Source organism: Myxococcales bacterium (assembly GCA_016720545.1).
In the GTDB taxonomy this organism is placed as follows: Bacteria; Myxococcota_A; Polyangia; order Polyangiales; family Polyangiaceae; genus JAAFHV01.
The window spans coordinates 315,130-327,033 of sequence record JADKKK010000004.1 but is presented as its reverse complement, the minus strand read 5'-3'; the positions used below and the strand labels follow the sequence as shown (position 1 = coordinate 327,033).

The window sequence follows — 11,904 nt, the reverse complement described above, 5'->3', positions numbered from 1 at the left end:
CGACGCCTGGTAGGCTCGGCCCATGACGGACGGGCAGAAGCCGAGCACCCGCGCCAAGCTCCTCGTGGTCTCGGCGCTCGCGCTCGGCGTGGGCCTCGGCCTGGCCGCGCGTGGGCCGCGACCCGCGACCTCGCCCGTCCCGAGCGAGGTCACGACTCCGCACGCCACTCCCCGCGACCTGCTCAACCGCGTCTGGTTCGATCGCCTGCCCGAGCGCCGCACCGACGACGTCACCATCGGCATCTTCCTGGGCGGCGGCGTCGGCCTCTTCGACACGGGCTCGGCGTACCGCGCGTCGTACGAAATGTTCGAGTTCGAGCGCCGGTCCGCCGACCTCGACCTGGTGTTCTTGCACGACAAGAAGCGGGGGACGGTCACGTACAAGGTCGCGGCGTGCGACGACAAGCCGCCCTTCGACCTGTGCCTCACCCTGGAGGGCGCGCCACGCGGCCCGAAGCGACTCTACGGGTTCTCCGACGACGAAGACGAGGCCGCCAAGGTCCCCTGGTCCCGCGAGCTGCGGGAGAGCGCCCGCGCGCGCGCCCGCGTTCGTTGATCATGGCCCGTCGCCTCGGGCGGCTCGGCGCGGCGGCGAGCCTCGCCGCGGTCGTGGCGACGAGCACGTCCGCGCGCGCGCAGCAGCGCGAGACCCAGGCGTGGACCGCGCTGTTCGCGACCGTCAAGGCGCCGTCCGAGGCTCCGGCTTCCGGCGCGCGAGGACCGAGCGCGTGGCTCGATCTCCAGGCCCGTCGGGGCGCCTCCGCCACGATCGTGCTCGCGCGCCCCGGCGTTGGCTATCGGCTCTCCGACCTCGTGAGCCTCTGGGCCGGGTACGCCTACGCCGGCACCTACGCCGACGGTCCGGCGAACGTCTACGAGCACCGCGCCTGGCAGCAGGCGCTCGTCAGTGGCAGCGTCGGACAGCTCACCCTCCAGCTGCGCCCCCGCCTCGAGCAGCGCTTCCGCGACGGCGAAGATCCGGCGCTCCGCGCGAGGCTCTTCGGGCGCGCCAACGTCGCGCTCTGGCCCCGAGGCCCGCTCGCGATCGCCACGTGGGACGAGGTCTTCGTCCAGCTTCACACCACGTCGTGGAAGGCGCCTGGGGGCTTCGACCAGAACCGCTTGTTCCTCGGCCTTGGGTTCACCCAGGGAGCCCTGCGGCTCGAGGCCGGGGCCTTGGCGGTCACCGTGCGCCGCGCCGACGGCTCGCTCCTCCACCAGCAGAACGCGGCCCTCATGGCCTTCCTCGCGTTCTAGCGGCCGCTGGCCGCGCTCGGCCCCGGGCGCGTGGCCGCGAGCCGACGTGCACGGGCGCTCCCCACGCGCCGCGATAGAGGGTAGCCTCGGCCTCGCGTGGACCAAGGCTTCGTCGTCTCCGAGCGCTTTCGCATCGAGCACCGCGCGAGCGTGGGCGGCACGGCCAAGGTGTACCGAGCGACCGATCTCGAGACGGGCTCTGTGGTCGCCCTGAAGGTCCTCTACGGCGAGGGCGCCGAGGAGCAGACCGAGCGGCTCGAGCGCGAAGCCGAGCTGCTCGCGCAGCTGTCGCACCCTGGCATCGTGCGCCTCGTAGCCCACGGCGAGCTCGAAGGTGGCACCGCCTACCTCGCGCTCGAGTGGGTCGAGGGCGAGACCCTCGGGCAGCGACTCGCGCGGACCGGCCTCACCATGCGCGAGAGCGTCGACCTCGTACGGCGCACCGCCGAGATCCTAGCCTATGCCCACGGGCTCGGCGTCGTGCACCGCGACATCAAGCCCGCGAACCTCCTCCTCCGCGACAAGGACCTGGAGCGGGTGGTCATCATCGATCTGGGGATCGCCAAGGGTGGCGGCGGCGGCCAGCCCTCTTCGATCACGCAGGTGGGCGCCGTGCTTGGCACCCTGGGCTACATGGCGCCGGAGCAGGCGCGCGGGGTCGGAAAGGTCGACGCACGCACCGACGTCTTCGCCCTCGGCGCGCTGCTCTACAAGTGCCTCACGGGCGTGCCTCCGTTCGACGCCGACGACCCCATCGCGATACTAGGAAAGCTTCTTTACCACTCGGCGCCGCGCGTGCGCGACGCGCGCGCCAACGTCCCACGAGAGCTCGACGATCTCATCGCGCGAATGCTCTCGCAGTCGCCGGACGACCGCCCCGCAGACGCCGGCGTGGTGGCGGCCGAGCTCGCCGCGCTCCGCGATGTCGAGGGCGACCGCACCGTCCTCGCCCACCCGACGAAGGGCGAGGCGATCATGCATGGCGAGCAGCGCCTCGTGAGCGTGATCGCCATCGCCGCCGACGGCGGAGAGGAGCCTACTCTGGTCGACGGCACGCCAACCGCGAGCCCCTCGCTCGCCCGCCGGCTCCGGCTCGCCGTGGCCCCGTTCGGGGCACAGCTCGAGGCGCTGCCGAGCGGTGAGCTCCTCGCGACGTTGGCCGGCCGCGCCAGCGCCACCGACCAAGCCGTGCGCGCGGCGCGGTGCGCGTTCGCGATTCGCCTGGCAGCCCCCCGCGTCCCGCTGGTGCTGGTGACGGGCCGGGCGGTGCTCGCCGACCGCGTCCCCATGGGCGACGCGGTGGACCGCGCACTCGAGCTCCTCCGTGGCGAGCCCGAGACCTCGTCCGGCGGGCCCGGGACGCGCGCGATCCTCGTGGACGAGATCAGCGCTGGGCTCCTCGACGCGCGCTTCGTGGTGACGCGAGAGACGTCGAGCCTCCACCTGCTGCGCGAGCGCGCGCCGCAGGACGCGGCCCGCCTCCTGCTCGGTAAGCCCACGACATGTGTCAGCCGCGAGCGCGAGCTCCTCGAGGTCGAGGGCGTGTTCGCCGAGTGCGTCGCCGACGAGGTGGCGCGCGCGGTGATCGTGAAGGGCGCGGCAGGCGTGGGCAAGTCGCGGGTCCGCTACGAGACGCTCCGGGCGATCAAGAGCCGCACCGAGGCGGTGGAGGTGTGGCTCGCGTCCGGCGATCCGATGCGCGCGCGGTCACCGTTCGGCATGCTCGCGCAGATGGTCCGCGGCGCCGCCGGCGTCCTCGACGGCGAGCCGATCGCCGTCCAGCGCGAGAAGCTCCGCGCCCGGGTCGCGCGGCACGTGCCTCGCGCCGCGGTGGCGCGCGTCGCGCAGTTCCTCGCCGAGCTCATCGGCGCCGCCGGCGGCGAACGCGAGGACGTGCAGCTGCGCGCCGCGCGCAGCGACGCCCAGCTCATGGGCGACCAGATCGCCCGCGCGTGGGAGGAGTTCCTCGCCGCGGAGGCCGAGGTCCACCCCGTGGTCCTCGTGCTCGAGGACCTCCACTGGGGCGATCTCCCCTCGGTCAACCTCGTCGGGGCGAGCCTCCGCATGAAGGACCGGCCCATCCTCGTGCTCGCGCTCGCGAGACCTGAAATTGACAACATTTACAACAACTTATGGTCCGAGCACGGCCCGCGCGAGGTGCGACTTGGGGAGCTCTCTCGCAAGGCGAGCGAGCGGCTCGTGCGGCAGGTCCTCGAGCACCTCGCGGACGACGCCACGGTGGCGCGCATCGTGGCCACGGCGGGCGGCAACGCGTTCTACCTCGAGGAGCTCATTCGGAGCGTGGCCGAGGGCCACGGCGATCGGCTCCCCGGCTCGGTGATCGCGATGGCGCAGGGGCGCATCGAGGCGCTCGAGCCGGAGGCACGCCGCGTGCTCCGGGCGGCCAGCGTGTTCGGCAAGACCTTCTGGACGGGCGGCGTGGTCGCCCTCTTCGACGATCGCACGCCGGTGGCGGAGATCGCCCCCTGGCTGACCGAGCTCGGCGACCGAGAGATCCTGACACGCCAGGACAGCGGGCGCTTCCGGGGGGAGCAGGAGTGGACCTTCCGCCACGGGCTGCTCGCCGAGGCCGCCTACGCCATGCTCACCGAACGCGACAAGCGCAGCGCCCACCAGCGCGCGGGCGAGTGGCTGGAGAGCGTCGGAGAGGGCGATCCGGTCACGCTGGCCACCCACTTCGAGGCGGGCGACGAGCCGAAGCGCGCCGTGGTGTTCTGGCGGCGTGCGGCGGCGCAGGCGCTCGAAGGCAGCGATCTCGAGGCCGTGCTCCACTACGCAGACCGCGGGATCGCGTGCGGCAGCGACGGCGAGGTTCGCGGCCGCCTCCTGCTCCGCAAGGCGGAAGCGCGTCGATGGCGCGGCGAGTACGCGGAGGCCGAGCGGCACGCGCGCGAGGCCATGACCCTGCTGGGCCGAAAGTCGGTCAGGCACTTCCGGGCCCTCGCCGAGGCCGTCGAGGCGGCCGCCGCGCTCGGCGACGAGCCTCGCCTCCGCGAGCTCGTCAGCCTCCTCTCGCAGCGCAGCCAGAACGGCGTGCGCACGGCCGCCCACGTGGTCGCGCTGTCGCGCGCAGCCGTCGCGCTCCTGCAGGGGGGCGACTACCGCTCGGCGGACGGTCTGCTCGCGTACGTGGACGACGCGAGCGGCCCGCCGACCGTGAGCGATCCCAACGCGTCCGCGACCGTGCACTCCGCCCGCGCGTACCGAGCCCTCGTGCACGGCGACACCGCCCTCGCGCTCTCACTCTACGACGCCGCCATCGAGCGGTTTCAGGAGGCGGGCAATGTGCGTGGCGCGGCCCGCGCGCTCGTCGACTCAGGGGCGGTCTGCGTCGAGATGGGCGAGTGGGACGACGCGGGACGCCTCCTCGCGGAAGCCCTCGCGACCGGAGAGCGCCTCGGCCTCGGCGTCGTGACTGCGCCGGCTCACCAAGTCCGCGCCCTCGTGCACGCGCGCGCAGGCCGACTCGACGACGCGATCGCCGCCGAAACGCTCGCCGTACGCGCCTTCGCGGCGCAGGGCGATCGCCGCATGGAGGCGGCCTCGAGGGTGATCGCCGCCCGCATCTGGCTCGCCGCCGGGCACCTCTCCGAGGCCGAGCAGGAAGTGCGTCGGGCGCTCACGGGGCAGGAGCTCGCGCCCCACGTGACCGTGTACGGCCTGGCCGTGCTCGCGCGGGTGCTCCTGGCCCGCGGCGACGCCGACGAGGCCCGCGAGCCGATCGACGAGGCCATGTTGGTTCTGGACGGGCTCGGCGGTGTTGAGGCCGGAGAGAGCTACGTGCGCCTCGCCTACGCCGAGGTGCTCTACGCCAGCGCCGACCACGCCCGCGCGCGCCGGGCGATCACCGCCGCCCGCGCCCGCGTGCTGGCTCGCGCCGACCTCATGAGCTCCCCACGGTGGCGCGCGAGCTTCCTCGAGGCGGTGGAGGAGAACGCGCGCACCCTCGCGCTCGCCGACGCTTGGGGCGTCGCGTAGCTAGTCCCCTGGAAGCGTGATCCCTTCCAGAAGTCGCGCGGCTCGGCCTTTCGCCACAAGGGAGCGAGGGGTCCCTTTGGCGGCGGGAGGATACTCAGTCGAGGTCGGCCCGCGGTCGCCCCGAAACCCACCTACCAAAGCCCCCCACCGCGCGGAACGACCCGAGTTGAGGACGCCCGCCGCCGCCGAAAACGGGGCACCCCGCTCCCCCTCCTCCTCGGCAGACACCCAAGACCGACTCGATACGAACCACGACTCCAGGGGACTAGATCACGACCGCGGATTCAGGGCCTGAGCCCCGAGGCCGCGTAGAGCTTGGCGAACAGCCCGTCGGCCCGCGCTCGCACCTCTCGCTCTTCTTCCTGTGCGGCGGGGTCGACGGCGAACTCGGGCGACACGCGGAGCAGGTCCGCGTAGACGCGGCAGCTCCGGGCCACCTCGACGTCGTTCCCGATCTCCTCGAAGATCCAGATCGACTGCAGCAGGTGCCCGCGAGCGGCCACCACGTCGACGCCGCCGGCCGAGGCCGCCGCCAAGACCTCACCGAGTGAGCGAAGCGCCACGCCGAGCTGCACCCGGCTCTGGATCTCCCGGAAGAGATCGACGGCCTTGGCGATCGCCTCGCGCGCGCGGGTGTACTCGCGCTGGGCAAGGTAGGCCTTCCCGAGCCCGCGCACGGCCTCGGCGAGGCCGAGCTTGTCGCCCAGCTCGTCGGCGATCTCCTCGGCCTCCTTGAGGTAAGGGATGGCCTTCTCCGGGGAGCCGAGCCGCGTCTCGGTCTCGCCGAGGTTCGTGAGCACCAGCGCGATGCGGTTCCTGTCCCCCGTCTCCTTGGCGACCTCGTACGCCTCCGCGAAGAGCGCGCGCGCCCGCGCGTCATCGCGCTGGTCCTGGGCGACGGTGCCGAGGTTGTTGAGCGAGATCGTCACGCCCACGAGGTCCCCGATCTCGCGCCGAATCCGCAGCGCCTGCTCGAACGAGTCGAGCGCGAGCGCGAACTTGCCAGAGTCTTGGTATACGAGCCCGAGGTTGTTCAGGCTGAGGGCGATGCTGCGGCGATCGCCGATCCGGCGGCGCGCCGCGAGGGCTCGCTGGGTGGCCTCCAGCGCGGCCGCGTAGTCACCCCGGAGCCACGCGAGCTTGCCCATGTCGTCGACCGTGCTCGCGACGCCCCGCTCGTCGTCGGCGGCCTCGAAGAGCGCGAGGGCCGCGGCGAAGTGCCGGCCGGCGTCGTCCAGGCGGCCCGTGTCGCGGAACAGGCGCCCAATGCGCCCGTGCGCGGCGCCGCCTTTGCCGTCGAGCCCGAGACGATAGGCGCGCTCGAGCATGCCCCGGAAGGCGGCCATCGCCTCGTCGTTGCGCCCGAGCACCTGCAGCACGTCGCCGTAGTGGTGAAGCGCGGTCACGTGCGCGTCGATGTCGATTTCGACGTCGGGCGACAGCAGCTCGAGGCCCTTCTTGTAGAGCTCCGCCGACTTCGCGTTGGCGTAGCGCTGGCGGGCGATGTCCGCGGCCTGCGCGTAGGTGAGCGCCGCCTGGGCCGTCAGCCCGCCGAGCTCGCGGTGACGCGCGAGCATCGCCATGTACTCCTCGTGGGAGCGCACGGACTCCTTGAACGAGAGCCAGTCTGCGATGGCGCGGTGGGCGCGCCGCGCGCTCGCGTGCGGCACGAGCCGAAGGAGCGCCTCCCTCTCGAGGTTGTGCTTGAAGACGTACTCTTGGTCGCCCGGGAACGTGCTGTCGGGGAGCTTCAAGACGTAGTCGCGGTCGCGGAGCGCGGCGAGCGCGAGCTGAATCTGGAGCAGGTCGTCCGCCCCCACGGCCTCCCACACGTCCGGCGACGGGGCGTCCACGCGCGTGATCGCGACGAGCCCGCCCAGCCAGAACACGCCGCCCATGACCGCCGCGTGCTCGAGCAGCGCGCGCTCCCGAGGTGACAGCGACGCGATGCGCGCCGAGATGGCGTCCTCGACGGTGAGCGGCACGCGCACGTCGGCGAGCCTCTCGGGATGGACCAGCCAGTGCTCGTCTTCCGAGAACGCGTCGGGCGCCTCGAGCACGCCCATGTCCTTGAAAATACGGACCATTTGCTCGAGCAGCGCGGGGTTGCCGCCGGCAAGCGTCGAGGCCGCATCCACGAGATCCTCGACCCCTTCGGCGCCTCCGCAGGGCGCGAGGAGCGCCTCCATCATCGCGGTCGAGTGCCCATCGGAGAGCGGCCCGAGCTCGACCAACACGTGCTTCGGGCCGCCTGCGGTCCGGAGGTCGTCGCGACGTACGAAGAGCTCGGGGCGCGCGACGCACACGAACAACACGGGCGCCTCGACCGCGCCGAGCAGGAACGACAAGAGCTCGAGGGAGTCGGGATCGGCGTGGTGGAGGTCGTCGAAGACGAGGACGAGCGGCCCCTCGCCTGCCTTGACGCCTCGGCGCGCGTCCATCTCCAGGAAGTGGCGGAGCACGGCGCGGCGCAAGAGCCGCGTCTGCAGAGCGTCCCCCGCGAACGCGTCGAGGAGGGGCGAGTCCTTGAAGCGGAGCTCGAGCAGCTCGCCGATGAACACGCAGATGTCGTTCACCTTCCGGTCGTCGAGCACGGCCGCGACCTGCTCGCGCACGAGCGCCTTTGCCTCCTCCTCGCCCATGCCTTCGACGACGCCGAACCGCGAACGGAGCGCTCGCGCGAGCACCCCGAACGCCGGCCCGCCCTCGGAGGCGGAGCCTCGAAAGACCCGCGGGAGCCCACCGTCGCGCTGCGGCTTCGCCAGGAAATCGCGGACGAGCCGCGTCTTGCCGACCCCGGGGGCGCCGATCAGCGTGACGACGCGGCGCTCTTGGCGTTCCCGCGTCTGGGAGAGCGCCGTGTCGAGCTCACGCAGCTCGACGGAGCGACCCACCAGCGGCGTGCGACGTTCCAGGGAGGCGGCTTCAGGGGAGAGGCTCATCGACCGACGAGCATAGCCCACCTGGCTCGCGCTGGCTGCGGTCCGATGCCCGCAGGAGCGCTGATCTGGGGTAAGATTCCGCCATGGCTCCTTTGCGACGCGACACCGACCCGGCCCCCCGCGCGGCCCACGACGCTTGCCCCTCTGCGACCGCTCCGCGCTCGGCGCGGCGGCACCTCGGCGCCGCGCTCGGCGCCGCGCTGGCCTGCGCGGTCGCCCTCGCGTCCGGCGCGGGCTGCAGCACGGCGAAGGTGAACGACGCCCCCGACGCGAAGCCACAGTTCGACTGCAAGCCCGAGCCGATCCTCTTCTGCAACCCGCTCCCGTCCGGCACGCCAGGGTGCGTGGGCTTCCCCGACTCGCCCGACGGCTTTCTCCAGCGCCTCCCGGCCGACAAGGCGTTCGGCGAAGGCTGCGTCGCCAACTTCGTCAAGCGGGACATCCGCGTCGAGGAGGTCTGCGGTCTCGAGGCGGTCTGCGACTGCGTTCGCGTCGACGACACCCTCGACGCCAGCCCACCCGTCGACGCCAGCCCACCCGTCGACGCCAGCCCACCCGTCGACGCCAGCCCGCCGGTCGACGCCAGCCCGCCGGTCGACGCCAGCGACGACGGGGGCTCCGACGCGGGCCCCGTGGCCGACGCCAGCCCCCTCCCCGACGCGGCGCCGACCGTCGACGCCAGCCCGCCGCCCGCGGATGCGGGCGTCCCGCGGCCAATCCGCCTCGCGTGGCGGTGCCGCTGAGCGCGCGCGACGGATCCTCGTAGCCGAAGAGGAACCGGTGCTCGCCGGTATCACCCGCGGGTGACGCCACTAACAACCCAACACAATCGGATATTTACGGCGTCCTAGGGCTTTCCGTCCACGTCGTCGATCGGCGCGGGGATCACCACGGAGTCGAGCCCCGGCACGACCGGCCCGAGCTTGGGGACCGACGCCTCGGAGCCCGCGGTGGGCGCCGGCTGCGGCTCGGAGTCCCGCGCGTCTTCGTCAGCCCGCGTGGACGGCGCCGGTGGCTTGCGGGCCGCCGCGGCGGGCTCGCGCGGCGGCGGAGCCTTGGCGACGTGACCCTGCCGAGCGGGGGCGCGCCCTCGGGCGGGCTTCGCGTGCGAGCTGTCGGCCCTCCGGCCGGGGTGCTTGTTCCGCGCCGCCGTGGGGTGCTCGGGGTTCTCGATGCACTCCCGATTCCCGTGGGGACACGCGATGCGCACATGGAAGTGGTCGTCGTGCGGCAGGGCGCCGTGCGGCTGCGCGAGCACCTCGGCGACCCGGATCCGCGTCGCGTGGGAAACGCCGGCGCTCTGCGAATAGGCCATCAGGCGATCGTGCAGCGGCTGGGCCACGAAGATGTGGGTCACGCGGGCCTCCGGGTCGTGGACGAGCGCCTCCACGAGGGCCCAGTTGCGCGCGTCGTCGAAGTGCGCGCCCGGCCACGCCCGCGCCTTCCCGTCCCCCGCGAAGGCGACGAACGCCGGCGCGTAGAGGGGCTTGCCTGCCGTCGACTTCACGTAAAACGCGAGGTCGGCGTCCCGCCCGCTCTCGTGCGACGCGTGGTGGTCGATCTCGCCCCCGCCGTGCTTCGACAGGTGACCGACCGTGAGCACGGCGTCCGGGAACCGCTGCTTCACGCGCTTCGACGCGCGATCGACCAGGTGCACCAGGGCGCGGGTGCCGTAGCGCACGTCGTTTCCGGCGTACGCGGGCGAGATGCGCAGCGCGACGCTCTCGTTGAGGCGGACGCCGCCCACGAGGTGCCCCTGCGTCGGCGACCCCACGCTTCGGCCTTCGGGCTCTCGCACCTTCGCGACCTTCCCGACTCTCGCTGCGCCCTTGCCATGCGCAGGCGCCGCCGGGCTCGCCTTCGTCGCAGGCACATGCGGGCTCGGCCCTTTCCCCGCGGCGGGCGCCGCGAGGAGCAGCGGAATCACGAGCGCCCCAACCGCCGCGCCGAGCGCGAGGCCGCGGCGGAGCCGCGGGGGCCGCGGGATCGTGGCCAACTCGGCGGCAGGGGTGGCCCTCGCGATCGCGGGGTTGATCGGGGCGGTGGGGGCGGGAGCGGCGGGAGTGTTCAAGGCGCCACCACCGCATCACGGGCCGGCCCGGTGGGCCAAGATCGCTGCGTCCACGCGCGCGGCCGCGTGCGGATCGGGGTGGACGCACGGCGTGGATGGAAATACCCTCCCGCGTCGAGTCGAGGAGTCGACCCTCGCCGCAACACGAAGGAGTCAGCGTTGGACAAGGTGATGAACTCGGCCCTCGAGGCCTGCAAGATCGTGCAGAGCGGGGCCACCTTGCTCGCAGGCGGCTTCGGCCTCTGCGGAATCCCCGAGAGCTCGATCCGCGCGCTCCGCGAGCTCGGCCCCACGGGCCTGACCGTCGTGTCGAACAACTGCGGAGTGGACGACTTCGGGCTCGGGATCCTCCTCCGCAACAAGCAAATCGTGAAGATGGTCTCGAGCTACGTCGGCGAGAACAAGGAGTTCGAGCGCCAGTACCTGTCGGGCGAGCTGGAGGTCGAGCTCGTGCCGCAGGGCACGCTCGCCGAGCGCATTCGCGCGGGCGGCGCGGGGATCCCAGCGTTCTTCACGCCCACCGGCGCCGGCACCGCCGTCAGCGACGGCGGCCTCCCGCTCAAGTACGACGGCGCCGGCAAGGTCATCAAGTACAGCCCGAAGAAGGAGACCCGCGAGCTCGACGGGAAGCTGCACGTGCTCGAGCCCGCGATCCGCGGCGACGTCGCCATCGTGAAGGCGTGGAAGGGCGACCGCTACGGCAACCTGGTGTTCAGGCACACGGCGATGAACTTCAACCCGATGATGGCGATGGCGGCGCGCATCACCATCGCCGAGGTCGAGCAGATCGTCGAGGTGGGCGACCTCGACCCCAACCACGTGCACACCCCTGGAATCTACGTCCAGCGGATCTACCAAGGGGAAGGCTACGAGAAGCGGATCGAGCGAAGGACGGTGACGGCATGACTTCAGGACTCTCACGCGTCCAGGTGGCGCAGCGGGCTGCGCAGGAGCTGCGCGACGGGTACTACGTGAACCTGGGCATCGGGATGCCCACGCTCGTAGCCAACTACATCCCCGCCGGCGTCGAGGTGATCCTCCAGAGCGAGAACGGTCTCCTCGGGATCGGGCCCTACCCGCGCGAGGCGGAGGTCGACGCCGATCTCATCAACGCCGGCAAGGAGACCGTCACCATGCAGAAGGGCTCGGCCATCTTCTCGAGCGCCGAGAGCTTCGAGATGATCCGAGGGGGGCACATCGACCTCGCCATCCTCGGCGCGATGCAGGTCTCCGAGAAGGGCGATCTCGCCAACTGGATGATCCCCGGCAAGATGGTGAAGGGCATGGGCGGCGCGATGGATCTCGTCGCGGCGGCGCGTCGCGTCGTCGTCATCATGGAGCACGCAGCGAAGGACGGCTCGCCCAAGATCCTGCGGGAATGCGACCTCCCCCTCACCGGCCGGCGCGTCGTGAACCGCATCATCACCGAGCTCGCCACGATCGACGTCACGCCGGAGGGGCTCGTGCTCCGCGAGGTCGCCCCGGGGGTGTCGGCGAAGGAGGTCCAGTCCCGCACCGAACCGACGCTGCTCGTGCCCTCCGATCTGGCCACGATGACCGTCGCCTGAGGGTCCCGCGCCGGACGGCGAGTTCCCCGAAGGGAAGGACTCGCAGACCGGAGCGTAAGACTCGGCC

At 72.4% G+C, this 11,904-nt stretch carries 8 protein-coding genes; 6 read left to right on the top strand and 2 right to left on the bottom strand.

The window, feature by feature from the left end; genetic code table 11:
• The first annotated feature begins 22 nt into the window (after window positions 1–22).
• From IPQ09_11080 to IPQ09_11070, 3 genes are all read left to right on the top strand, one after another.
• Window positions 23–556: a hypothetical protein gene (locus IPQ09_11080; protein MBL0194745.1), complete on the top strand. Its 534-nt coding sequence runs from the start codon at window positions 23–25 to the stop codon at window positions 554–556.
• Window positions 557–558: 2 nt separating this feature from the next.
• Window positions 559–1,257, top strand: a complete 699-nt coding sequence (locus tag IPQ09_11075; GenBank protein ID MBL0194744.1) for a DUF2490 domain-containing protein — start codon at window positions 559–561, stop codon at window positions 1,255–1,257.
• Window positions 1,258–1,353: 96 nt separating this feature from the next.
• On the top strand, window positions 1,354–5,256 hold the full coding sequence (locus IPQ09_11070; GenBank protein ID MBL0194743.1) for a protein kinase: 3,903 nt from the start codon (window positions 1,354–1,356) through the stop codon (window positions 5,254–5,256).
• A gap of 284 nt (window positions 5,257–5,540) precedes the next feature.
• On the opposite strand, the gene IPQ09_11065 is transcribed toward IPQ09_11070, so the two are convergent.
• Window positions 5,541–8,198 (bottom strand): tetratricopeptide repeat protein, encoded by a 2,658-nt coding sequence (locus IPQ09_11065; protein MBL0194742.1) that lies wholly within the window; start codon window positions 8,196–8,198, stop codon window positions 5,541–5,543.
• A gap of 83 nt (window positions 8,199–8,281) precedes the next feature.
• Here IPQ09_11065 and IPQ09_11060 point away from each other — a divergent pair, with 83 nt between their 5' ends.
• Entirely contained in the window at window positions 8,282–8,941 is a 660-nt protein-coding gene (locus IPQ09_11060; protein ID MBL0194741.1) for a hypothetical protein, read from the top strand.
• A gap of 104 nt (window positions 8,942–9,045) precedes the next feature.
• On the opposite strand, the gene IPQ09_11055 is transcribed toward IPQ09_11060, so the two are convergent.
• Complete coding sequence (locus IPQ09_11055; protein ID MBL0194740.1) at window positions 9,046–10,269, bottom strand: penicillin-insensitive murein endopeptidase; 1,224 nt, start codon at window positions 10,267–10,269, stop codon at window positions 9,046–9,048.
• A 159-nt stretch (window positions 10,270–10,428) separates the two neighbouring features.
• Here IPQ09_11055 and IPQ09_11050 point away from each other — a divergent pair, with 159 nt between their 5' ends.
• Entirely contained in the window at window positions 10,429–11,175 is a 747-nt protein-coding gene (locus IPQ09_11050) for a CoA transferase subunit A (GenBank protein MBL0194739.1), read from the top strand.
• Window positions 11,172–11,837, top strand: a complete 666-nt coding sequence (locus IPQ09_11045) for a CoA transferase subunit B (GenBank protein MBL0194738.1) — start codon at window positions 11,172–11,174, stop codon at window positions 11,835–11,837. Before IPQ09_11050 ends, IPQ09_11045 begins: the two co-directional genes overlap by 4 nt.
• Window positions 11,838–11,904: the final 67 nt, after the last annotated feature.